Raw genomic sequence first — 23,489 nt, 5'->3', positions numbered from 1 at the left:
TCAGCATTCAATCATGAGACACCTCTTGTTCATTCTGCTGGCCCTCCCCTGTTTTACCCAGGCTCAGACCACGCCCCGCACCCTGCCACCGCCCGCGGCGGCCCCAGCTCCGATGGTAACGCCCGGCAGCCTTCTTACAGTAAACCAGGCCCTGCAAACCGGCCTCAGCCAAAGCCTGCTGGTGCAAACCGGCAGCCTGGAAATTGAGCGCCAGCGCGCCCTGGCCCGCACCGGCTACGACGTGCCCCGCACCGTGCTTGACTTCCAGGTAGGCCAGATTTCGGGCCCATTGCGTGACCAAAGCTTCAACGTGGTGCAACAATCAGCCTTGCCGGGCGTGTACGGGGCTCAGCGCCGTCTGCTGGAAGGCCAGGTACTCACGGCCGAGCAGCGGGTGCGGCAGCAGCGCCGGGAGTTGGCCTTTCGCATTCGCAGCAGCTACTACGAGCTGCTACTAAGCTACCGCCGGGCCGCTTTGCTGCGCCGCCAGGACAGCCTCTACCAACGAGCCGCCCGGGCGGCCCGCATCCGCTACCAAACCGGCGAAACCAACCGCCTGGAGCAGGTATCGGCCGAGGCGCGGCGGCTGGAGCTGCAGAACCGGCTGGCTACGGTACGCACCGAGCAACAGGTGCAGCAACAGCAGCTGGCGGTACTGCTCAATCAGCCCGGCCTCGCCCTCATCGACACCTCGACCACGCCGGTACTGGTTCTCACGCCCGCCGATACGGCCAGCCTGACAACCGGTACCAACCCTACCCTGGCCCTGCTGGAGCAGGAAGTGGAAGTGAGCCGCCGCCAGACGCGGGTAGAGCAGCTGCGCCGCCTGCCCGATGTGCGTCTGGGTTACTTTAATCAGACTATCAATAGGGAAGCCGGCTTCCACGTAGCCCAGGCCGGGGTGGCAGTACCCTTGTTAGGCGGCGTGCAAAAGGGCCGGATTCAGGCCGCCCGTATTGGCGAACAGGCCGCCGAAGCCCAGCTGCGCTACGCCACCACCCAGTTAGGTGGCCAGTTGGCTGGCCTGCGCCGCCAACTGCAGCGGGCCCGCGCTTCCCTCACGTACTACGAGCAGACCGCTTTGCCCCAGGCCCGCCTGATTCTGGATACCGCCGAAAAGAGCTTCCGGGCCGGCGATATTGAATACGTAGAGTACGTGGTAAATACCGAGCCAGCCTGGCAGATCCGCACAGCCTATCTCGACCAGGTAAGCCGCTACAACGAGCTGGCCCTGCAACTCCTGGCCCTCACCAGCCCCGACGCCCAATAATTGATTTTACCGGCCGCAACACAGGCCGGCTCCCGACGAACGAACCCTATGAGAGCGTATCATTTTCTGATAATTCTGACGCTGCTGGCCGGTTGTGGCCAAAACCAAGCCCCGGAGAAGCAGGCCCCCGCTGCCGCCTCACCCACCCCGCCCACCTCCCCCGACGAAGTACGGGTAAGTGCTGCCCAGATGCAGGCGGCCGGCCTGGAGCTGGGCAGTTTCACCTGGAAAAACCTGGCTTCCGATGTGCAGGCCAACGGCGTGGTGGATGTGCCGCCCCAGAACCGGGCCTCCGTATCGGCGGTAATGGGTGGCTACGTGCAAAGCGTGGCCGTGCTGCCGGGCCAGCAGGTGCAGCGTGGGGCGGTGCTGGCCGTGCTGCGTCACCCCGATTACCTGCGCCTGCAGCAGGAATACCTGCAAAGTCGGGCCCGCGTTACGTTTTTGCAGCAGGAATTAAAGCGCCAGCAAACCCTCGATGCCGAGGACGTGGGGGCCAAGCGCAAGCTGCAGCAAGCCCAGAGTGACTACACTTCGGAACAGGCCAATCTGCAGGCTACGGCCGGACAGCTCCGCATGCTGGGAATTTCGCTCGTCAGCTTGAATCAAGGCCGGATTTCGCCCTCCGTTACGCTTACGGCCCCCATCAGCGGCAACGTAGCCATGGTGCGCATCAACCCCGGCCAGTACGTAAATCCGCAGGATATATTGGTGGAGCTGGTGGACCCCAGCCATATGCATTTGGAGCTGCAGGTGTTTGAGCGCGACGTAAACCAGGTGCGCAAGGGCCAGCAGGTGGTGTTCCGGCTACCTGGTCAGCGCCGCAGCCCGGACATGACCGCCACTGTGTATCTGGTCGGGAAATCATTCGACCCTGAAAAGCGCACCGTGAACGTACACGCCCACCTGGAGCCGGAGCGCGACGACCTGATTCCGGGCCAGTATGTGGCCGCGGCCATCCAGACCGGCGCAGCCCGGCAGCGTACCCTGCCCGAGGAGGCCATTATTCAGGCGGGAGAGTTCAGCTACATCTTTGCCCAAACTGCCCCCGATACGTTCCGCCGCATCAAAGTAAAACCGGGAACCATCGAAAATGGCGACGTTGCCCTGCTTCTGCTCGAACCGCTCTCGGATTCCACTCACGTGGTACAGCGGGGAGCGTATTTTCTGGATGCTGAGCTGAAAAAGGGCCAGGACGCAGAAGAGTAGCCCGGCAGTCACCCCACCGGCCCATCTCGCCCTGAACGCAGTGAAGGGCCTTATTTCCTCTGTTTGGAGGAAATAAGGCCCTTCACTGCGTTCAGGATGACAGGCGCGGGTTGCGAGAAAACCTCACTCAGTTGCTCTTGCCCAATTGCTGACGTAACTCCTGTACCTCACGCTCCAGGTCCAATGTCCGGAACATCACTTTAGCCTCCAGATCTGAGTAAGCCCGCTCCAATTGCTCCTGCAGTTGCTTTTGCTCCGTTATATCGGTGTTGGTACCGCACCAGCGCAACACACGGCCCTCATCATCCCGCACGGGTACGGCCCGACTCAGGAACCAGCGGTATTCCCCGTCGTGACGGCGTAGTGGGAAGGTATCTTCCCACAAATCCCCGGCTTCAACTGCCCTACGGAATTTCTCACGCACAGCATCCACGTACTCGGGATGATGCACTGTCTGCCAGCCCCAGCCCTGCATTTGCTCCAGTGTAGTCCCCGTAAAGGTGAACCACCGTTCGTTGTACCAGAAGATACTGCCGGTTTCATCAGCCATCCAAGCCAGTTGCGGAATGGCGTTGGCCAGCGTGGTGAAATCCTGCTCCCGCTTGCGCAGAGCTATTTCCTGCATTTTTTGGTCGTGGATATCGGTGCAGGTGCCAAACCATTTTTCAATTTCTCCCGCCTCGTTCCGCACGGGCAGGGCCTGCCCTAAAAACCAGCGGTAATCTCCTGCCCGCGACTTGAAGCGGTACTCAATTTCGTAGAAATCACCGGTAGCCAGCGAGTGACCCCAGACCCGGCGAGCAAGCTGCTGGTCATCGGGGTGCAGCAGGTTGTTCCACATATCCGGGCCTACGCTGTCAGCCAGAGTATAGCCCGTGTAATCGGTCCAGCGTTGGTTGAAGTAGGTGTGAAAACCCGTAGGGTCCGTCGTCCAGACCAATTGCGGAATTAACTCAGCCAAGAAGCTGAAATCCTCTCCGGAAGCCCCTTGCCGGTTACGGGCCTCTTCAATATCTACTGTCCCGATAATCCATTGATGAACGCGCCCATCGGCGTCCAGTTGGGGATACCCCGTGGTACGTACCCAGCGGTACTCCCCATCGTAGCGACGAATGCGCCACTCAATCTGGTACTGCTGAGCCGTTTCCTTCATGTGCTCCACCTGCGCTACCACGCGGGGGCCATCCTCCGGGTGTACCAGTTCCATCCACCTAGCGTTTAAGTCTTCAAGCGAAAACCCGGTGAATTGCAGCAGTTGCGGGCTGGCATACAGGGTATTACTCGCGGCATCCGTCACGCTCAGCAGCACACTGTCGCTGGCCGATGACCGGCCAGCCGCTGCAGAAGACAAACCCGAAGTATCAGAAGTGGCAGCAGCCATACGAAATCAACTAAAAAGGTAACACATAGCCGCTTACGGCTGCGTAAGGTACATTTCCATTCCCGACTGGAAGTAGAGGCTCAGTTGGCTCTCGGCCCCGTTGCGGGAGCGGCGCAAACGCGTCACCAAAGCCCGGGTCTGCTCCTGGCCCAGCATCAGTTCCAGGTAAGGCCGATTCAGCAATGCATCCCGCTGAATCTGCCACTGGCCCGCGTCCTGCCCGTGCAAGGCCTTCACCTGCACTTTTCCCGGTTGCAGGGCAAACAGCTCCGCGCGGGCCAACATACTGGTTGGATCAGTATGGTTGAGTACCCGATCCGCCACCCGCCAGTTTCCGTTCAAAAACTCATCGGGCAGTTGTTGCAGATTAACGTCGAACAGTAATTCGGCCATAAGTGCGGGCAAAGGTAATGGACAGCCGCAATACAAATAATGCGCCAGCCACGTATCTTCTACAATATAACGGGCGAGTTTGAATTGCGGTTTGTGGTTTTTTCTGCCCGCTACTGTTCAGCTCACCGAACAGACAAACAAAAACGCCTTCCAAGTAACTTGGAAGGCGTTTAATATTCCTGACACTCTGGGGCAGCTTGCAGAGGAGGAGGGATTCGAACCCCCGGAGGTTTAACCCTCAACGGTTTTCAAGACCGCCGCAATCGACCACTCTGCCACTCCTCTGGATAAGAGTACACTCAAGTACGATGCTACTTCAGATGCCAAGAACAAGGCCCTTTCACGGTTGAAAAAGCCAGTTGCAGAGAGGGGGGGATTCGAACCCCCGATACCGTTGCCGGTATAACGGATTTCGAATCCGTCGCATTCGACCACTCTGCCACCTCTCTGTAAGGGTCAAACGGCGTGGTTTGGGAAGGCAAAAGTAGAGACGAAACAGCAATCCGCAAGTTGTCTTCTCTATTTTTTATTCCGCAGACCGCTTAACTGCTCATTTTCAGGAAGAAATTATTACGCACAGTGCTGGTCTCAGGCTTTGGCCAAGGCGGTTGGTCGTTTGAGCCGGCCGGTTACGGCATCAATGCTCACGTTTACCTCAAAACCCAGAATCAGCGTCATGCATACAAAGTCAAGCCACACCATAAAGCCCACCAGCGTACCAATGGAACCGTAGAAGTGGTTGTAGCTGTCGAAGATTTTGACGTAGAGAATGAACAGGAACGATACTAGGAAAATCAGCAGCGTGGCTACTACTGCTCCGGCCGAAACAAACGGCCATTTGTCGTGCACTGGAGGCACGTAGTAATACACCAGACAGGTTGTCAACAGGAACAGGCCCGTCACGGAACCGTACCGGAGGAGGCTGATGAGCTGGTCGGTCATAGACTCAGGTACGATTTCGTGAAACACCAGCGCATCGATAATATAGGTACCGAAGAAAATTCCTGCCACCGCAAACAGCAGCACCGACGACAGCACTACCGTAAGCACCGTGGCAATAACCCGCTTGCGCAGGTAAGTGCGCTTCTTAAATGAGGGGTATTTCTTCTCGAATGCATCCAGCAGGGCCATAATTCCATTGGAGCTGAGTACCAAGGCCGTAGCAAAACCGAAGGACAGCAGGCCCCCGTGCGGAATATTCACAATGTCTTCGATGGTGCCCGATATGGCTGCGTACATCTCCCGCGGAATAAGGTCGGCCAGAAACTGCAGAATATCGATATTCAGGTTGGGGACGGGGATGTAGGGGATGAGCGTGAACAGGAAGATGATGGTGGGAAAGATGGCAATAGTCAGGTTGAAGGCCATGTAGGAGGCCCGCTTGGCAATGCCATCCAGCTTAATTTCCTGTAGCAGCCGGTCTACCACATCGTACACCGAAGCCTTGCCGCCGGCAAACCGCAGCTGCTTCAGAAACACGATGGCGCGGCGCACGCTACGGCGGCGGCGCACATCGGGCAAATGATACCGGCGGACGGGAATACGCATTGCGGGAGGGCAGTAACTGAGTGGCGGAGTAGCTGAATAACCGTTTTAGCGAATCGATGTGCGCCGGATGGGCCGTAAAAACTTACGCAGTTACTCTATTTCAGAAAGGCCGCCGGGGCAGGCGCATCCACCGGAGCTTTGGGCGGGGTGAGCGGGCCGGCGGTTTCATCGTCGGTGAAGTACGGGGCCAGCTTGGCGGCAATATCCTGCGGAATGGGCACGGGCCGGCCGGTGGTCATGCTCACGAACACCATGAGGGTGTGGCCTTCGGTGAGCAGCTCCCGGGCTTCGTTGTAGATTTCGTACTCGAACAGAATGCGGGAGCCCTCGGCGGGCTGTTTTAGCAGCAGCCGCACTGTCAGCAGGTCGTCGTAGCGGGCGGGGCGGCGGAAGCGGGTGCGTATCTCCCCCACCGGCATGCCTACGCCATCGGCCTCCAGGGCCTTGTAGCTAATGCCCAGGTGCCGAAACGCCTCAGTCCGGCACACTTCAAAGTAGGCCGCGTAGTTGCCGTGGTACACGTAGCCCATCTGGTCGGTTTCGGCGTACCGTACGCGAATCTGGGTGTCGGACTGATACATAGGTTACTTTTCAGGGGCTGATTGTAAGTTGTACAGTTTTGGCAGGTCGAGTAGATAATGACCATGCACTTTTATTGATTTCAGATTTAGTATCACCACCAAAAACACGTTGATGTCATTTGTTGAAACCAGCACGTGTAGAAACCTTCTTTTAGGGTCCTGATATACATGCCGTACTATTCTATCCGTGAGTTGATACCCCTCTAAATCATTTGGCACTACCGAATCCACGTAAGGCCAAATATCGAGTATTGGCTCAGCCGTTGCCGTCACATCAAGCATTGGTGCTTGAAATGTAGCTTGGTACTGCTCGTGACTCAACTTATTGGTCTCCATGAAATCCATAGGTAACAACTGCCAACTCATTTCATAATACCCGCCCGGCTCAAAGCGGCTTGGTAGCGGCGGGCATTTACCAGGTGTTCCTGCTCGTTGCGGGCAAAGGCGTGGTAGCCGCTGAAATCCTCCTTGGCGCAGAAGTACAGGTACTGGTGGCTTTCGGGGTTGAGCACCGCATCAATGCTGGCAATACTGGGCAGGTTGATGGGGCCGGGCGGCAGGCCAGCGTACTTGTACGTGTTGTAGGGCGAATCTTTAGTGAGGTGCACGTTGAGTACGCGCTTGATGCCAAAATCACCGTTGGCGTACACCACAGTGGGGTCGGCCTGGAGTTTCATGCCGCGCTTGAGGCGGTTGAGGTACACGCCGGCTACGCGGGGCCGCTCGTCGGCGTGCTGCTGCTGCTCGGCCTCCACAATGCTGGCCAGGGTACTTACTTCAGCCCGGGTAAGGCCCAACGCCTTGCGCTTGGCGTCGCGAGCGGGCGTCCAGAACTTCTCGTACTCCTTTTTCATGCGCTGCATAAGGTTCTGGGCCGAGGTGTTCCAATACAGTTCGTAGGTGTTCGGGATGAACATGGTGAGCACCGAGGTGGTATCGAAGCCCAGGCTGCGGGTGTAGCCAGGGCTGCGCAGCAGCGAGTCCAGAGTGCGGGGCTTTACATCTACCTGCGCGGCCAGGCGGTCTACCAGGTCTTGGCGCAGGCGCACGGTGTTGAAGGTGAGCTGCAGCGGCGACTGGGAGCCGCTTTTGAGAATGTTGATGAGCTGGCGGTTGGTCAGGCCCTCCTTCAGCTCGTAGTTGCCGGGCTTCACGGCCCCGGGCTGGTCGTACTTCATCATGCGGGCCACAAAGTGCAGCGACATTTTATCGACCACAGCCCCGCTGGCATCGATGCGGTTCAAAGCCGTTTTCCAGTCGCTGCCCCGCGGAATCAGCACGTAGGTGCGCTTGCCCTTGGTTTCAATGTTGGGTGTGAAGAATATCTGGTAGAAGTAGTAGGAAAACGTAATCAGAATCAGCCCCAGAATGCCGGTAATGTAGGCAAACCGGTTGCGGCGGCGGGTGGCCTTTTCCTTGTATTCGTTGATGCGGGTGTTGGCCATGAGGCAAAAAGTGGTAACAAATTGGTAACATTACCTTGCTAACCGGCCGCTTGCGGAGCGACTGAGAAGTTGGGTACCTTTAGATCTTCAAAAGTACACGTTCTAGATTCTCACTTTCATTTTCTTCTCCTTTCCTACTGCCATGCAACACCTGTACACTTCCAAAAATCTGTTTCGCGCACTGCTGGGCCTCGGCCTGAGCCTGGGTACGGTAGCTGCTTCAGCCCAAACGCCCGTCAGCGTTACTGCAGGGGCTGTCTACACCCAGAATTTTGATGGTATCGGCCCCACGGGCACAGCCTACCCAACCGGCTGGTCCGGCCTTCGCTTTGCGGGCACAGGCACACTTGGTCAGGTCTTGGATCTGATAGCGACTGATGGTAGCGCCGGTTCCGGAGGGGTCTACAACGTTGGCACGGCCAACGACTCTGACCGGTCCATCGGCACAATCTCATCCAACTCTACCACTCCTGTTTTTGGAGTTGCCTTCACGAATGCCACGGGAGCCGCCGTAACGCAGGTAAACGTAGCATACCGGGGTGAGCAGTGGAAATCCGGCTCTTTAGATAGCCAGAACGAGGTGCTGGCTTTTGAATACAGCCTGGATGCCACCAGCCTGACTACAGGCACTTGGACGCCCGTTACAGCGCTGAACGTAACGGAGTTGGCCAATGCCAACACATCGAATACGGCTCTCAATGGTAACGACGCTGCCAATCGGGCCTCATTAACTGGTTCGCTTACTGGCATTACCTGGCCTGCTAACACCACAATGTGGATTCGTTGGAAGGATAATAATGACACCGGCAACGACGCTTTGCTGGCCATTGACAATTTCGCTCTTTCTACGGGCACTACACCACTGAGCATCCGTAAGGCTCTGACGGCCGGTAACGTGCGCGTGTTCCCGAACCCCGCCGCCGATAACCTGATTATCCAGGTAGCCGGCCGCGCCACCAAAACGGCCGTAACCGTAACCGACCTGGCCGGCCGCACGGTGCTGCAAGGGACTTCTGCCCTAGACGGCTCGTTCAGTCTGAACTCCCTGCGGGCCGGCAGCTACATTCTGCTGGTGCAGGATGGCACTACGCTGACTTCTCACAAGATTGTGAAGCAGTAGTAGCACCCGCTCTGCACGCAGAAAGCGCCCCGGCTCCCGCAGCCGGGGCGCTTTTTTGGTAACGGAGTCATACTTTTTGCCTCCGGAAGCAACCCACCGCTGGTTTTACCCGAAGACAGTACCGCACCAGCCTGGTAGGCTGGCTGCTTTGCTCCGCCCCGGCCGTGCCAGCGGCGGCTTTCCCTCACCTTCTGCTTTTCTGCCATGGCTGCCACGCTGCTCCGCATTCATCCCGACAACCCGCCCCAAAACCGCATTCAGCAAGCCGTTGACGTACTGCGCAGTGGGGGCGTCATCATCTACCCGACCGATACCATTTATGGTCTGGGCTGCGACATTCACAACGCCCGGGCCGTGGAAAAACTGTGCCGCATCAAAGGCATCCACCCCGAAAAGGCCAATCTGTCCTTTATCTGCTCCGACCTCTCCCACATCACCGACTACGCCAATGGCATTACCACGCCGGTGTACAAAGTGCTGAAAAAGGCGTTACCGGGCCCGTTCACTTTCATCTTCGAAGCCAGTACCAAAGCTCCGCGCTACGGCGGCGTGAAGCGCAAAACGGTGGGCATCCGGGTGCCTGATAATCAGATTTGCATTCAGCTGGTGCAAGGCCTGGGCAACCCCATCGTGACCACCTCCATCCGCGACGACGACGAGATTCTGGAATATAGCACCGACCCCGACCTGATTTTTGAAAAGTACCGCCCGTTGGTAGACCTGGTCATTGATGGCGGCTTTGGCAACAATACCGCCAGTACTGTTGTCGACTGCACCAATGAAGATTTTGACATCATTCGCCAGGGTGCCGGCGACATTGAGCAGTATCTGTAGGGTAGGAAGGTAAGAGGCTAGGCGGGTAGGAGTTATATTTTTCAACTCCTACCCGCCTAGCCTCTTACCTTCCTACCCTACAATTTTATCCCAGCCGCTTGTGCTTCCAACGGCGGTGGGTCCAGAGATAGTCGGCCGGATGCTGCCGGATATCCTGTTCTAGCTGTCGAACAAAGGCCGTTGTGATGGGAAACGTATGCGGTGCCAGCGGAGTATCGCCGTCATATAGCTCGGTCAGGTATATCTCGTAGTAGCCGCGGCGCAGGCGCCGGATACTTACGTACACTACCGGGCACCGGAACCGGCCGGCCAGCCGCTCGGTGCTGGTATAGAAGCCAGCATCCTGGTGCATGAAGGTTGTCCAGAAAGGCCGGTCTTCGGGGCCGGCGGCCTGGTCTGACAACATACTAACCACGCGCACCTCCCCTTTCCGCTGTACCATGTCGCGCAGTGTATCGCGCATCGGAATAAGCCCGGCCCCGGTGCGGGTGCGCAGCCAATACAGGAAATGTTCGAAAAACGGGTTACTGAGCGGTTTATACACGCCGTCGGCGTGGGATGATAGCCATACGGCCCCGGAAGTCAGTACCCACTCCCAGTTGCCCGCGTGCGAGGACAGCCCCAGGACTGTGCGCCCGGCGGCAAAGTGCCGCTCCAGTACCTCCGGATTGCGAAATAGCACCCGCTTTTTCAGTTCCTGGGCCGGCATACCGGCCAGCTTGATGGTTTCCACCATCACCTGCGCGAAGTGCCAGTAGAACTGGTTAGCCAGCCGGGCAATTTCCGCCTCCGATTTTTCCGGGAATGAGTTACGCAGGTTTTCCAGCACTACCCGCCTGCGGTAGCGCACTACGTGGGCCATCAGCCAATACATTCCGCGCCCAAGCACGTACAGAACACTCAACGGTAAGCGGGCCAAGCCAACCAGCAGCCACTCCAGCGGCCGATAATACCATGGATAAGATGTAGAAACGGGAGGAGTTGTTGTCATCGGGGCATTACAGCCCCGGCTGGGGCATAGTCAGTGGAGTTGCGGTGTACGGTGGTGGTTTGCGTAGCCAGCAGCAGGTTTTTGGCGTTGCGGGCTTCTACAGTGAGGGTGTAAGTCCCGGCGGGCACTTTGCTTAGATCCAGTTCTCCGGTCAGCACCGTGGGCCGCCCTTCGGCTCCCTGCACGGTACCTTGGCCAGCGCCGGCGTCCTTGGCCGCTTTGGCGGCACGCAGGCGGTAGCGCACGGTATAGGCCTGCCCCGGCGCAGCGTTGTACAGCTCTGAGTAGAAGAATAGCTTGTCCTGGCCCCGGGCATACAGGCCACCCGCCGCCCGCACCAGACTCAGTCCTTGCCGCACAAAGTTGTTGGCCTCCACTGAGGAGCGGCTGGCGGGCTTCAACAGCAGTACCACGTCACTGAGCGCAGGTTTCGGTGTATTGGCCTCCACTACCAGTGGTTGTTCCACAATATCGGTGAAGCCGGCCCGGTTCTGGTCTTTCAGTTGGCCGCGCAGGGTGTAGTGCCCTTCCGGTAAAGTCAGGCGCTTCTGAAAGCTGATGGGATTTTTGATTACTGCCGTGGTATCCCGCAGCACTGGCGGCCGCAGCGTTAGGGTTTCCTGGTACACCGCAGAGCCATCGGGCCGGATAACCTCCAGGGTCACGGCTGCCCCGGCTTGGTAGATTTTGGGGGCCCGCTTTAGGTAGGTCAGGTGCTTGCCATTTACGGTGGCATACACCTCTACTATTCCACCTTTGATGGCTACATCATCGTTGCGGAAACGAACGGCATCCAGTTGCAACTGATGCGTTTGGGCCTGCGCAGTACCTAGGCAAAGCGCAAAACCAACGGGCAGGAGTCGGGCGAACAGCAACATAGTGTCAGATTGGCGGTAAAACGAAACCGGATGGCAGTGGAGAGTTTCAGCCGCAGCCCTGCAAAAGTGGGGCTTTTGGTTGATTCCTGACTTAACACACTCCGAGCCCTGGGCGTTACATGCCAGTCATCCTACTTTGACATCCGGCCCAAGCATTTCCGGAATACCAGACCTGAAAAGCAGGCGTTGCATCCACATATCAGGTAGCAGCCCGTTTATTTGTCCGAGTATTTATCAGTTGTTGCCCCAGTTCCTCGCATGCCCTCCGTTCTTTTCGAATCCCAATATAACCCACCTATTGCCTTTTTTTCTGAGCTGCGGGGGGCTGATGCCTTGTGGCTGGAAGCCCACGACCATTACCACAAGCAAACCTACCGCAACCGTTGCCTCATCCTCACAGCGCAGGGCGTGCAGGCCCTCACGGTGCCCGTAGTAGATGGCAACCGTAGCGAAAAGGTGCTCACGTCGAAAATTGAAATAGATTACCGCCAGAACTGGGTGCACCGCCACTGGCGCACGTTGCAAACCGCTTACAGCGGCACCCCGTACTTTGAGTACTATGCTGATTATCTGCACGACATTTACCTGCAGAAGCCCCGGCGTTTATTCGAGCTGAACCAGTTGCTGCTGCAGTTCTACTTCCGCTGCCTGCGCCTGCGCCTCCCCATTTACCGCACCACCGAGTACCTACCACCTTCCACCACTCCTACCCTCCTACCCTCTAACCCGCCTACCCTGCTCCTGGACCGCCGCGACTGGCTGACACCAAAGGTCCCCGCACTGGCCGGACCTGACAGGACGTCCGGCCGGCCGTATGCCCAGAGTTTTGGTAAAGATTTTGTACCGGGACTCAGCATCTTAGACCTGCTCTTTATGCAGGGTCCGGCCGCCGGCAGTTTTCTTGCGTAGTGTACCTGTCGCCCCCGAACCAACGCCCGACTCAATCTGTTTTCAGGTTATATCGGCCCAACCCGTCAGCTCCTTTTCTAGAGCCTTGCGGGGTACCGTTTTTCTTCACTACCTTATCTGCATGGAAGCTAAATTCTCAAACAGAGTCAAGGAGGTCATCTCCCTGAGCCGGGAAGAGGCCATCCGGCTCGGGCACGACTATATCGGCACTGAACACTTGTTGCTGGGTATGATCCGCGAAGGGGAAGGCACCGCCATTGGTTTGCTCAAGAAATTGGGCGTATCAGTGGAGGAGCTGAAATACGCCCTGGAGCAGGCCACCCGTAATACGGCCACCCAGGGCACGAGCATCACCGGCTCCATCCCGTTGACCAAACAGACCGAGAAAGTCCTCAAGATTACCTACCTCGAGGCTAAAATCTTCAAGAGCGAAATTATCGGCACGGAGCACCTGCTCCTCTCGATTCTGCGTGATGAGGATAATATTTCGTCCCAAATCCTGAGCAAATTCAACGTGAACTACGAATCCGTACGTGATTCGCTGGACTACCACGGTAACACGGCGAACAACCCCACCTCCGGCCCCGAGGCCGATGACGACGACAACGACCGCCTCTTCGGGGGCTCGGCCGGCCGCGGCGGCGCAGGCAGCAGCGGTGCTGCGGCCAAGAAGGGCAACGAGAAGTCGCGCACCCCGGTGCTCGACAACTTCGGCCGCGACCTGACCAAGCTGGCCGAAGAGGACAAGCTCGACCCCATTGTGGGCCGCGAAAAGGAGATTGAGCGTGTAGCCCAGATCCTCTCGCGCCGCAAGAAGAACAACCCCATCCTCATCGGGGAGCCCGGCGTTGGTAAAACGGCCATTGCCGAAGGTCTTGCTTTGCGCATCATCCAGAAGAAGGTGTCGCGGGTACTGTTCGGCAAGCGCGTGGTCACCCTTGACCTGGCCTCGCTGGTGGCTGGCACCAAGTACCGCGGCCAGTTTGAGGAGCGCATGAAGGCCGTGATGAACGAGCTGGAGAAGTCGCCCGACGTAATCCTGTTCATCGATGAGCTGCACACGATTGTGGGCGCTGGCGGAGCCTCCGGCTCGCTGGATGCTTCCAACATGTTCAAGCCAGCCCTGGCCCGCGGCGAAATCCAATGCATCGGCGCTACTACGCTCGACGAGTACCGTCAGTATATTGAGAAGGATGGTGCCCTGGCCCGTCGCTTCCAGATGGTGATGGTGGACCCCACCACGCCCGAGGAGACGATTGAAATCCTGAACAACATCAAGGACAAGTACCAGGACCACCACCATGTGGTGTACACCGACAAGGCCATTGAGGCCTGCGTGAAGCTGTCGGACCGCTACATGTCGGACCGGTTCCTGCCCGATAAGGCCATCGACATTCTCGACGAGGCCGGGGCCCGCGTGCACATCAACAACATTGTGGTGCCCGAGGATATTCTCAAGCTCGAGGAGCAGATTGAGAACATCAAGGGGGAGAAAAACCGCGTGGTAAAGTCGCAGAAGTACGAGGAAGCCGCCAAGCTCCGCGACACGGAGAAGAAGCTCATTGATCAGCTCGACCAGGCCAAAAAGGACTGGGAGGAGGAGACCAAGAAGAAGCGCTACACCGTGAAGGAGGAGAACGTGGCTGAGGTTATTGCCATGATGACCGGTATTCCCGTCTCGCGCGTGGCCCAGAAAGAAAGCTCCAAGCTCCTGAACATGGGCGAAGAGTTGAAAGGCAAGGTAATCGGTCAGGACAAGGCTATCAAGCAGTTGGTGAAAGCCATCCAGCGGACCCGCGTCGGCCTGAAAGACCCCAAGAAGCCCATTGGCTCCTTCGTATTCCTGGGCCCAACGGGCGTAGGTAAAACGGAGCTGGCGAAGGTGCTGGCCACCTACCTCTTCGACAAGGAGGATTCGCTGGTGCGGATTGACATGTCGGAGTACATGGAGAAATTCAGCATCTCGCGCTTGGTGGGCGCGCCTCCCGGCTACGTGGGCTACGAAGAGGGCGGCCAGCTGACGGAGAAAATCCGCCGCAAGCCGTACTCGGTTATCCTGCTCGACGAGATTGAGAAGGCGCACCCGGACGTGTACAACCTGCTGCTGCAGGTGCTGGACGACGGTATCCTGACCGACGGCCTGGGCCGCAAGGTGGACTTCCGCAACACCATCATCATCATGACCTCGAACATCGGGGCGCGTGACCTGCAGGACTTCGGTGCTGGCATCGGTTTCGGTACCAAGGCCCGGCAGGAGAACATGGACGAGATGACGAAGGGCACCATCACCAACGCCCTGCGCAAAACCTTCTCACCCGAGTTCCTGAACCGTCTGGACGATGTGGTGGTGTTCAACTCGCTGGAGAAAGCCGATATCCACAGGATCATCGACATCAGCCTCAGCAAGCTGCTGGGCCGCATCCAGACGCTGGGTTACCGCGTGGAGCTGACCGACGCCGCCAAGGACTTTGTGGCCGAAAAAGGCTACGACCCCAAATATGGTGCGCGTCCGTTGAACCGGGCCATCCAGAAGTACATCGAGGATCCGATTGCTGAGGAAATCCTGAAGGCTGAAATTGCTCAGGGTGACGTTATCACTGCCGACTACACGGCTGGCGCGGAGGAACTGACCTTCTCGGTAAGCAAGAGCGGCGAGACGCCCAACCTGGCCAGCGACGAGCGGCCAGAAGAAGCGCCCGAGCCTGACAATGATGAGTCTGCGGACTCGAAGAAGAAAGGCGAATAATTCGCTTGATCTTTAATTGAAACCGGCCGGTTCCTGCAGAGGAATCGGCCGGTTTTGTTTATTATATTATTGATACTCTTCTAAAGGGTTAAAGTTTTTATACCTTATATATTCATCGTCGCCTGCGGCCTTTATGGCCCTACTTTTCTCTCTACCATCCTCGTCGTACGTTTTTATATACAGGCTATCTGACAACTCGACACTGGCAATTGTTTCTAAGCTGTCGTTAACTAATTTCAGAAATACTGTTGTACATCCTCCGTGCATCAAAAAAGCATCAATACACTTCAACTCTTTATTATATAACATATTAGGATATAATTCAGAATTTTTCACTAGCATTAGATCATTACTTTCTCTTCTATAGATAAATAAACGTCTGATTTCATTTGAGCCCCTAGCGGCAACATCGGAAACATAAGTCACATCGTTTAGGCCGTCACCATTAAAATCAGCAATTACCGGATCGATACTAGACAAATAATCTTTTTCAAGCTCATACTCATTCATCACAATCCATTTATTCTTATTTTTTGAATAAAATTTTATAACAATATACATACTATCTTCTCCTTTATATTTAAGTATATCTATTCTATTCTTTCCTCTCTTGCCCACAGTTACACTATCAACGAACAACTCTTCAGGTATTAGCTTATACGAAGACACGCTGACACTATTGCACCGTGTATTCTGGCAAAAATTTAGAGCCAAGAAAATTGCAAGAAATATGTACCTCATTGTATACTAAAAATGCTTTCAAACATAAGTTGAGTTTCAAAAGGGGTGATTCCCTCTTCTGCGACTTAAGCTTGTGTAAAAATAGCACTATAACCCAGCCGCCCTAGAATTCTGGTGCGGCTTTTCTGTACCTGTGCGTTACCTTTGAACCTCTTACCGAAGTAGCTACCCTGACTCTTTCCCACCCCACAATGTCTGATCCGCACGCTGACGCCCAACTAAGCAAAACCGAAATTCTCGCCCGCAAAAATGCCGAAGCCCTGCTCGGCGGAGGCCAGGCCCGCATTGATGCCCAGCATAAGAAAGGCAAGCTCACCGCCCGGGAGCGGATTGACCTGCTGTTTGACGAAGGCTCGTTTGAGGAAATCGGCAAGTTTGTGATGCACCGCTCCAAGGACTTCGGTCTGGATAAGGAGTATTACCTCGGCGACGGCGTAGTGACCGGCTACGGCACCGTGAACGGCCGGCTGGTGTACGCGTTTTCGCAGGATTTCACGGTATTTGGCGGCTCGCTGAGCGAAACCCACGCCGAGAAAATCGTGAAGATTATGGACCTGGCCATGAAAAACGGGGCCCCCGTTATCGGCCTCAACGACTCGGGCGGGGCCCGGATTCAGGAAGGCGTGGTGAGCCTGGGCGGCTACGCCGATATCTTCTACAAAAACACCCTGGCCTCGGGCGTAGTGCCGCAGCTGTCGGCCATTATGGGACCGTGCGCGGGCGGCGCGGTGTACTCGCCGGCCATTACCGACTTCATCCTGATGGTGGAGGACACGAGCTACATGTTCGTGACCGGCCCCAACGTGGTGAAAACCGTCACCCACGAAAACGTAACCAGCGAGGAACTGGGCGGGGCCAGCACCCACTCGGCCAAAAGCGGCGTAACGCACTTCTCGTGCGCCAACGAAGTGGCCTGCATCACCCACCTCAAGCAGCTGCTGAGCTACATGCCCCAGAACTGCGAGGAAACCGCCCCCATGGTGCCCTACGAGGCCGGCCAGGACGAAAGCCGTCCCGCCCTCGACACCATCATCCCCGACAACCCCAACCAACCCTACGACATCCGGGAAGTAATTGACGGCATTATCGACGCTGGCTCCTTCCTGGAAGTACACCAGAATTTCGCCGAGAACATCGTGGTGGGTTTTGCCCGTTTGGGGGGCCGCAGTATCGGCATCGTGGGCAACCAGCCGGCGGTGCTGGCCGGCGTGCTCGACATCAACGCCAGCACCAAGGCGGCCCGCTTCGTGCGGTTCTGCGACTCGTTCAACATTCCGCTGCTGGTGCTGGAAGACGTGCCCGGCTTCCTGCCCGGCACCGACCAGGAGTGGCGCGGCATCATCACCAATGGGGCCAAGCTGCTCTACGCTTTCTGCGAAGCCACCGTGCCGCGCATTACCGTCATCACCCGCAAAGCCTACGGCGGGGCCTACGACGTGATGAACAGCAAGCACATCGGGGCGGATATGAACTACGCCTGGCCCACCGCTGAAATTGCCGTAATGGGCGCGAAGGGCGCGGCGGAAATCATCTTCAAACGCGAAATTGCCCAAGCCGAAGACCCCGAAGCCAAGCTGCAGGAGAAGGTAGACGAGTACCAGCAGAAGTTTGCCACGCCCTACCGCGCCGCCCACCGCGGCTTCGTGGACGAGGTGATTCTGCCCTCGCAGACCCGCCAGAAGCTGATCCGCGCCTTCAAGATGCTGGAAAACAAAGTGGACACGCTGCCCCGCAAAAAGCACGGCAACATTCCGCTGTAAGCTGCCACTTAGCCCATGAACTGCACGGTCCTGGAACTGACCAGCCACGTTGTTCAGCGCATGTTCAGCCGCCGCCTGGATATGCAGCTGGTGGAAAAGGCCGTGCAGAACGGACTGCTGATTCGCCGCCATTAGGATGACACGCCCTACCCCAGCGTTCTGCTGCTGTACATGGAAGCCGGGCAGCCGTTGCACGTGGTAGTAGCTCAGAACCCGGCCACGAGCATCTGCGTGCTGATTACTGCGTACGTGCCGGACCCGTTGCTGTGGGACGAAACCTTCACCCGTAAACTGTAGCCATGACCTGTACACTTTGCAAAACCGGCCAGCTGCTACCCGGAGTTACCACCGTTACGCTGGAGCGCGACGGGGCCGTGGTGGTGCTGAAGGAAGTGCCGGCCCGGGTATGCGAAAACTGCGGTAATTACCAACTGGATGCCTCCGTGGCCACTCAGGTGCTCAACACCGCCAACGAGGCGCTGGCTAAAGGCGCGGAAGTTGAAATCACCCGCTGGCGGCTGGCTGGCTAGAAATCAATACTCCACAAGTAGCTTTTTCCGGTTTACCGTTTGCCCATGTCCGTCACCATCCGCCCCTCCACGCTTCAAGACGCGCCCGCCATTCGGCGGCTGTACCAGCGCGTGTCGGCGGAAAGCGGCGGGCTGGCCCGGCGGCCAGAGGAAATAACCGAGGACTACGTGCAGCACTTCCTGACGCGCAGCCTGACCCAGGGCATCGGGCTGGTGGCGGAGCAGACGGGCGAGCTGGTGGCGGAGATTCATGCCTATCAGGCGGGCCTGCGGATTTTCGCCCACGTGCTTGGCGACCTGACGGTGGCTATTGCCCCCGCCGCCCAGGGCCAGGGCCTGGGCCGGCGGCTGTTCACCGAGCTGCTGACCCGCGCCCAGGCCCAGCTTCCGCAGGTGCGCCGGGTGGAGCTGCTGGTGCGCGAAAGCAACACCCGCGCCATTGCGCTGTACGAGCAGCTGGGTTTCCGGCCGGAAGGTCGCTTTGAGGGACGGGTAGCCGGTGCTCAGGGCCTGGAAGCGGATATTCCGATGGCCTGGCACGCCCCGGCACCGCCGGAGGCGGCACGAAACCATCCGCTCACCCGTTTGTAGTATATCTCTTTGAATCTTTGCTCTATGCGTCAAGAATCTTTCGACTTCCTGCAGAAGTACCTCAATAACCCCTCTCCCACTGGCTTCGAAAAGGAAGGCCAGAAAATCTGGCTCGACTACCTCAAGCCCTACATCGACGAGTATTTCGTGGATACCTATGGTACGGTGGTGGGCGTGGTGAACCCCGAGGCCGAGTACAAAGTGGTCATTGAAGCCCACGCCGACGAAATCAGCTACTTCGTGAACTTCATTACGGAGTCGGGCTTTTTGTACCTGCGCAAAAACGGCGGCTCCGACCCGCTGGTGGCTCCCAGCAAACGGGTGAACATCCATACCAAGAAGGGCATTGTGAAAGCGGTATTCGGCTGGCCGGCCATTCACGTGCGCAAGGTGGAGCAGGACAAAGCCCCCACCATCGAAACCGTGTTCCTCGACTGCGGCGCTTCCTCCAAAGAGGAAGTGGAGCAGATGGGCATTCACGTGGGCTCGGTGGTGACGTTTGAGGACGAATTCACGGTGCTCAACGACCGGTTCTACGTGGGCCGGGCGCTGGACAACCGCATCGGCGGCTTCATGATTGCCGAGGTGGCCCGCATGCTGAAGGAGAACCAGAAGAAGCTGCCCTTCGGCCTCTACATTGTGAATGCGGTGCAGGAGGAAATTGGCCTGCGGGGGGCCGAAATGATTGCCCACCGCATTAAACCCGATGTGGCCATCGTGACGGACGTGATTCACGACACCCAGTCGCCGATGTACGAGAAGAAAACTTCCGGCGACCTGTTCTGCGGCAAAGGCCCCGTGATTACCTACGGCCCGGCGGTGCAAAACAACCTGCGCGAACTAATCATCGAAACGGCCCAGAATGCCGAAATTCCCTTCCAGCGCGCCGCCGCCACCCGCGCCACCGGCACCGATACCGACGCCTTCGCCTACTCCCACTCGGGCGTGGCCTCGGCCCTGATTTCGCTGCCCCTTAAGTACATGCACACCACCGTGGAAACCGTGCACAAAGACGACGTGCAGAGCGTCATCCAGCTCATCTATGAAACCCTGCTGCGCATCGAGGACAAGCACGATTTCCGGTACTTCAGCTAAGTAGATTGAAACGGCCGCTTGTTAAGCGGCCGTTTTATTTATTCTCTTATTAAGTAGCATACTACTATGAGATATTTTCTGAGCTTATGCTTCCTGTTGATGGGACCATTCTGCTTGGCCCAACGACTCTATATTGAACCATATAGCTTTATCGACAAGCAAATTATAAAAAAAGTATCCGTTGGGTTGCGTAAACGAGGCATTCATCAGACGCTTGTTTATCAAACAATACACTCAGCGCCACGTGAAGATGACACCAAGACAGCTAAGATGTATAGCCTATTAATCTGGCCTAAAGACAATAGGACCATTTGGGCCAGACTCATTACCGATAATTGTTTATATCAAGCAATTTCTCTTCCGTCTTCCATATTCAGCCTCACCGCTTCGGGCAAACAATGGGCGGTTGAAATGGAGAACCGGCTGAAATTTGTGCCTCCATTGCTGGCTCCCTATGAAGAGAGAGAAGTTGTATTAGACATATCTGATAAGCAGTATCGTTATTTTGAATACGGCAGTGTATCCACTTACTGTCCGTCCCTCAATCGTGAAGCTTCCCGTCAGGCAGTGATAAAAGCATTGAGACCATTATTGATGCAGGCTCTCAATATGAGTTCTTCGTGCAGCCCATATCAACGACCAGACGGTACATACTAAAAAGCCCTTTTGAATCATTCCTCACTACCCCAGATTCCGCTTTCCGTAACCGACCAGATGGGGCGGCGGGTGGCTGTGCCGCTGCCGGCGCAGCGCATTGTGTCGCTGGTACCGTCGCAGACGGAGTTGCTGTTTGCGCTGGGCCTGGGGGCGCGGGTGGTAGGCATGACGAAATTCTGCATTCATCCGGCCGAGGCCCGCAGGTCGGCTACCGTCATCGGTGGCACCAAGAACTTCGACTTCGACAAGATTGACGCCTTGCAGCCCGACCTCATCATCGGCAACAAGGAGGAAAACTATCAGGAAGGCATTGAGCAGCTGGCGGCGCGCTACCCGGTCTGGATGAGCGACATCAGCACCCTGCCCGACTCGTTGAGCATGATCCGGCGGGTGGGGCTACTTACGCAGCGCGCCGAGGCTGCCGACGCGCTGGCCGCCGAAATTGACGCTTCCTTCGCCACCCTGCCCCCATTGGCTGAGCCTGTATCAGCGGCCTATTTCATCTGGCGTAAGCCGTACATGGTGGCGGCCGGCGGCACGTTCATTGATGATTTGCTGACGCGGGCCGGCTTCCGCAACGTATTCGGTGCGCTGGGCCGCTACCCCGAAATCACGCCCGACCAGCTCCGCCAGGCCGCTCCGCGGCAGATTCTGCTGTCTTCCGAGCCCTACCCCTTCGGCGCAAAGCACATGGCGGAGTTTCAAGAAATTTGCCCCGCGGCGGAGATTCGCATAGTGGATGGAGAGCTGTTTAGCTGGTACGGCAGCCGCCTCCGCCACTCCGCCGCCTATTTCCGGGAGCTACGGTGCCGTAACTAACGAATGAGGATTGTGCCGGGCGGATGGTCTTTGCGGGGCATCTGCTTCAGCCAAATATCGACAATTGTAACAGGTTGATCAGCAGTTGGGTAACTGACGTGCAGCTGCGCAACAGCAGCCGATGCAATCCGCAGCTTTGCCGCCGCCTCCGTGCTCAACCGGTGGCCGTTCAGCGCAAAGTGCAGCGGCTCCGTCAGGTTCAGCCGCTGACCAAAAGCGCGCAAAGGCTCCGACGGGATTCGCCGTTTCGACTTCAGCATAATCACTCCGGTACCCATTGTCGTTTGCCAAGGCGGTACTGAGTCAGTTGCTGTACGCAGGCTGGGCTTGTACACCAGGATTTGCTGGATGTCCGCCGGATCGAAATCAGCCACCACTCCATTGACTACCGTGGTAGAATTAAGCAGATAGATGGGCTCCAACGTGTCTGGCAAGGCAGTTACCGGACGTTGAGCACATCCAGCCCGGCTTATCCCCCACACCCCGATTATGATGAGTACCAGTTTATGCATGGCAGTTATAGACAAGTAGTGTATAGTGCGGGCAATAAGCAGAATATCTTTCAAAGCCGGAGATGTCATCAGTCGTCTTTTTTGTATCCTTTGACTTTGACAGCATGCGCCGACATGAAAACGGCCCGTCTGGATCAGACGGGCCGCTTTATGCTGTAGTAATTAGAACCCCGGTGCCGGAGCAGGGTCGGTGATGAAGCCTGCTTTTTCCAGCTCGCGCCAGAACTGCGGGTACGATTTACGCACTACCCGGGGGTCGTCTACCGTGAGGGAGCCGCGCAGGGCCAGCGGGGCGAAGGCCATGGCCATGCGGTGGTCGTGGTAGGTGGCTACGGTCTGGCCGATTACCTGGAAGTTTTCCGAGCCGGCCCGGAACTGGCCGTTGCCTTCGTCGCGCAGGAAGCCACCGAACTTGGCCAGCTCCGTTTGCAGGGCGGCAATCCGGTCGGTTTCCTTGATGCGCAGGCTTTCCAGCCCCGTCATCAGCACGGGCACCCCCAGGGCGGCGGCCACCACGGCTACGGTCTGGGCCAGGTCGGGGCAGTCGGTGAAATCCTGGCTGAACCCGGTGCCCACGGCCGTTTTGCTCAGGCGCACCTGCTCATCGGCCAGAAACTCGGTGTGCACGCCCAAGTGGGCCATGATGTCCACAATGGCCTGGTCCCCCTGCAGGGAGTGGCGGCGCAGCGTGGGTAGGGTGAGGTGCGAGCCTTCCGGAGCCAGGGCCACCACCGCGTACCAGTAGCTGGCCGCCGACCAGTCGCCCTCCACCGTGTAATCGGTGGGCGTGTAGGCCTGGGGGCGCACTTCCAGCACCTCGCCCAGGTCGCGGCACACGGCCCCGAAGTGCTGCATCAGCGCCTGCGTCATCCGGATATAGGGCCGGGAACCCACCTTGCCTTCCAGCCAGATGCGCAGGCCGTGGGGCAGAGTGGGACCCACCATCAGCAGGGCCGAAATGTACTGGCTGCTGATGTCGCCGCGTACCCGCAGCTCGGTGAAGTCGGCGGCTTCTTCGGTGGCCGGCTGGGGCGTGCGGCCCAGCAGGCGCAGCGGTGGGTAGCCGGGCTGCTCCAGGTACTCAAGGCGGGCTCCCAGTTCCTGCAGGGCATCGGCCAGCACCTTAATGGGACGTTCCTTCATGCGGGCGGTACCGGTGAGGGTAGTCTGGCGGCCCGTCATGGCCAGGTAGGCCGTGAGGAAGCGCATTACCGTGCCGGCGTCCTCGGCGTTAAATTCCGCGGCAGTGGGGTCCAGCAGCAGGCGCTGCATCAGCTGGGTATCGTTGGCGTCGGAGAGATTGTGCAGCGCGCCGCCGCCGGCCAGGGCCCGAATAATGAGGGCCCGGTTGCTTTCACTTTTGGAAGCCGGCACCTGGGCGGTGCCGCGCAGGGGCCCCGTGGGCCCGGTCAGAGTCAGGGAAGTAGTAATGGCAAGTAGAAAATCAGCGGGCCCCAATGAGGGCCTGCAGTGGTACAA

Annotated in this window: 24 protein-coding genes, 2 tRNA genes and 1 pseudogene; 14 read left to right on the top strand and 13 right to left on the bottom strand. The window is 57.7% G+C overall.

Features of this window, described 5'->3' with window-relative positions:
- The first annotated feature begins 13 nt into the window (after positions 1–13).
- Together ACN19L_RS17135 and ACN19L_RS17130 are read left to right on the top strand one after the other, a co-directional pair.
- The gene (locus tag ACN19L_RS17135; RefSeq protein WP_426490682.1) at positions 14–1,270 is read left to right on the top strand and encodes a TolC family protein; all 1,257 of its coding nucleotides are present in this window, start codon (positions 14–16) and stop codon (positions 1,268–1,270) included.
- Positions 1,271–1,318: 48 nt separating this feature from the next.
- The gene (locus tag ACN19L_RS17130) at positions 1,319–2,479 is read left to right on the top strand and encodes an efflux RND transporter periplasmic adaptor subunit (protein WP_426490681.1); all 1,161 of its coding nucleotides are present in this window, start codon (positions 1,319–1,321) and stop codon (positions 2,477–2,479) included.
- A gap of 127 nt (positions 2,480–2,606) precedes the next feature.
- Here ACN19L_RS17130 and ACN19L_RS17125 read toward each other — a convergent pair whose 3' ends face one another.
- From ACN19L_RS17125 to mltG, 8 genes are all read right to left on the bottom strand, one after another.
- Complete coding sequence (locus tag ACN19L_RS17125; protein ID WP_426490680.1) at positions 2,607–3,860, bottom strand: PAS domain-containing protein; 1,254 nt, start codon at positions 3,858–3,860, stop codon at positions 2,607–2,609.
- Between the two features lie 33 nt (positions 3,861–3,893).
- The gene (locus tag ACN19L_RS17120; protein WP_426490679.1) at positions 3,894–4,253 is read right to left on the bottom strand and encodes a hypothetical protein; all 360 of its coding nucleotides are present in this window, start codon (positions 4,251–4,253) and stop codon (positions 3,894–3,896) included.
- Positions 4,254–4,453: 200 nt separating this feature from the next.
- Positions 4,454–4,538 (bottom strand) — tRNA-Ser (locus ACN19L_RS17115).
- 77 nt (positions 4,539–4,615) lie between these two features.
- Positions 4,616–4,702, bottom strand: a tRNA-Ser gene (locus ACN19L_RS17110).
- Between the two features lie 139 nt (positions 4,703–4,841).
- Complete coding sequence (locus ACN19L_RS17105; RefSeq protein WP_426490678.1) at positions 4,842–5,801, bottom strand: YihY/virulence factor BrkB family protein; 960 nt, start codon at positions 5,799–5,801, stop codon at positions 4,842–4,844.
- A gap of 95 nt (positions 5,802–5,896) precedes the next feature.
- A complete protein-coding gene (locus ACN19L_RS17100; protein WP_426490677.1) occupies positions 5,897–6,382 on the bottom strand; it encodes an acyl-CoA thioesterase in 486 nt (161 codons plus the stop codon).
- Positions 6,383–6,385: 3 nt separating this feature from the next.
- Positions 6,386–6,718, bottom strand: coding sequence for a hypothetical protein (locus ACN19L_RS17095; protein ID WP_426490676.1), 333 nt, complete (start codon positions 6,716–6,718; stop codon positions 6,386–6,388).
- Positions 6,719–6,744: 26 nt separating this feature from the next.
- The gene (gene mltG, locus ACN19L_RS17090; RefSeq protein ID WP_426490675.1) at positions 6,745–7,827 is read right to left on the bottom strand and encodes an endolytic transglycosylase MltG; all 1,083 of its coding nucleotides are present in this window, start codon (positions 7,825–7,827) and stop codon (positions 6,745–6,747) included.
- Positions 7,828–7,969: 142 nt separating this feature from the next.
- On the opposite strand from mltG, the gene ACN19L_RS17085 reads away from it, so the two are divergent.
- Together ACN19L_RS17085 and ACN19L_RS17080 are read left to right on the top strand one after the other, a co-directional pair.
- Positions 7,970–8,947, top strand: a complete 978-nt coding sequence (locus tag ACN19L_RS17085) for a T9SS type A sorting domain-containing protein (protein WP_426490674.1) — start codon at positions 7,970–7,972, stop codon at positions 8,945–8,947.
- Positions 8,948–9,151: 204 nt separating this feature from the next.
- The gene (locus ACN19L_RS17080) at positions 9,152–9,781 is read left to right on the top strand and encodes an L-threonylcarbamoyladenylate synthase (RefSeq protein WP_426490673.1); all 630 of its coding nucleotides are present in this window, start codon (positions 9,152–9,154) and stop codon (positions 9,779–9,781) included.
- A gap of 85 nt (positions 9,782–9,866) precedes the next feature.
- On the opposite strand, the gene ACN19L_RS17075 is transcribed toward ACN19L_RS17080, so the two are convergent.
- Positions 9,867–10,772: a lysophospholipid acyltransferase family protein gene (locus tag ACN19L_RS17075; protein WP_426490672.1), complete on the bottom strand. Its 906-nt coding sequence runs from the start codon at positions 10,770–10,772 to the stop codon at positions 9,867–9,869.
- Positions 10,769–11,650: a hypothetical protein gene (locus ACN19L_RS17070; RefSeq protein ID WP_426490671.1), complete on the bottom strand. Its 882-nt coding sequence runs from the start codon at positions 11,648–11,650 to the stop codon at positions 10,769–10,771. Before ACN19L_RS17070 ends, ACN19L_RS17075 begins: the two co-directional genes overlap by 4 nt.
- Positions 11,651–11,908: 258 nt before the next feature.
- On the opposite strand from ACN19L_RS17070, the gene ACN19L_RS17065 reads away from it, so the two are divergent.
- Positions 11,909–12,559, top strand: a complete 651-nt coding sequence (locus tag ACN19L_RS17065; protein ID WP_426490670.1) for a WbqC family protein — start codon at positions 11,909–11,911, stop codon at positions 12,557–12,559.
- 121 nt (positions 12,560–12,680) lie between these two features.
- Positions 12,681–15,305: an ATP-dependent Clp protease ATP-binding subunit gene (locus ACN19L_RS17060; RefSeq protein ID WP_426490669.1), complete on the top strand. Its 2,625-nt coding sequence runs from the start codon at positions 12,681–12,683 to the stop codon at positions 15,303–15,305.
- Between the two features lie 66 nt (positions 15,306–15,371).
- On the opposite strand, the gene ACN19L_RS17055 is transcribed toward ACN19L_RS17060, so the two are convergent.
- Positions 15,372–16,019 (bottom strand): hypothetical protein, encoded by a 648-nt coding sequence (locus tag ACN19L_RS17055; RefSeq protein ID WP_426490668.1) that lies wholly within the window; start codon positions 16,017–16,019, stop codon positions 15,372–15,374.
- Between the two features lie 218 nt (positions 16,020–16,237).
- Between ACN19L_RS17055 and ACN19L_RS17050 the strand changes: the two genes are divergently transcribed.
- From ACN19L_RS17050 to ACN19L_RS17015, 8 genes and pseudogenes are all read left to right on the top strand, one after another.
- Positions 16,238–17,806, top strand: coding sequence for an acyl-CoA carboxylase subunit beta (locus ACN19L_RS17050; protein ID WP_426490667.1), 1,569 nt, complete (start codon positions 16,238–16,240; stop codon positions 17,804–17,806).
- A gap of 15 nt (positions 17,807–17,821) precedes the next feature.
- Entirely contained in the window at positions 17,822–17,941 is a 120-nt protein-coding gene (locus tag ACN19L_RS17045) for a DUF4258 domain-containing protein (RefSeq protein WP_426490666.1), read from the top strand.
- A 12-nt stretch (positions 17,942–17,953) separates the two neighbouring features.
- Positions 17,954–18,103: pseudogene (locus ACN19L_RS17040) on the top strand (DUF4258 domain-containing protein); the annotation flags it as partial.
- A gap of 2 nt (positions 18,104–18,105) precedes the next feature.
- Complete coding sequence (locus ACN19L_RS17035; RefSeq protein ID WP_426490665.1) at positions 18,106–18,336, top strand: type II toxin-antitoxin system MqsA family antitoxin; 231 nt, start codon at positions 18,106–18,108, stop codon at positions 18,334–18,336.
- Between the two features lie 45 nt (positions 18,337–18,381).
- Positions 18,382–18,927, top strand: coding sequence for an N-acetyltransferase family protein (locus ACN19L_RS17030; protein ID WP_426490664.1), 546 nt, complete (start codon positions 18,382–18,384; stop codon positions 18,925–18,927).
- Positions 18,928–18,951: 24 nt separating this feature from the next.
- The gene (locus ACN19L_RS17025; protein ID WP_426490663.1) at positions 18,952–20,022 is read left to right on the top strand and encodes a M42 family metallopeptidase; all 1,071 of its coding nucleotides are present in this window, start codon (positions 18,952–18,954) and stop codon (positions 20,020–20,022) included.
- 66 nt (positions 20,023–20,088) lie between these two features.
- A complete protein-coding gene (locus ACN19L_RS17020) occupies positions 20,089–20,679 on the top strand; it encodes a hypothetical protein (RefSeq protein WP_426490662.1) in 591 nt (196 codons plus the stop codon).
- A 57-nt stretch (positions 20,680–20,736) separates the two neighbouring features.
- Positions 20,737–21,498, top strand: a complete 762-nt coding sequence (locus ACN19L_RS17015; RefSeq protein ID WP_426493597.1) for a helical backbone metal receptor — start codon at positions 20,737–20,739, stop codon at positions 21,496–21,498.
- On the opposite strand, the gene ACN19L_RS17010 is transcribed toward ACN19L_RS17015, so the two are convergent.
- Positions 21,495–22,064: a hypothetical protein gene (locus ACN19L_RS17010; RefSeq protein ID WP_426490661.1), complete on the bottom strand. Its 570-nt coding sequence runs from the start codon at positions 22,062–22,064 to the stop codon at positions 21,495–21,497. The genes ACN19L_RS17015 and ACN19L_RS17010 overlap by 4 nt on opposite strands.
- A gap of 108 nt (positions 22,065–22,172) precedes the next feature.
- The gene (locus tag ACN19L_RS17005; protein WP_426490660.1) at positions 22,173–23,468 is read right to left on the bottom strand and encodes a 3-phosphoshikimate 1-carboxyvinyltransferase; all 1,296 of its coding nucleotides are present in this window, start codon (positions 23,466–23,468) and stop codon (positions 22,173–22,175) included.
- Between the last annotated feature and the right edge of the window lie 21 nt (positions 23,469–23,489).

The sequence above is a fragment of the Hymenobacter sp. 102 genome (assembly GCF_049949205.1).
Taxonomy (GTDB): Bacteria; Bacteroidota; Bacteroidia; order Cytophagales; family Hymenobacteraceae; genus Hymenobacter.
This window is presented reverse-complemented; position numbering and strand designations above follow the sequence as displayed.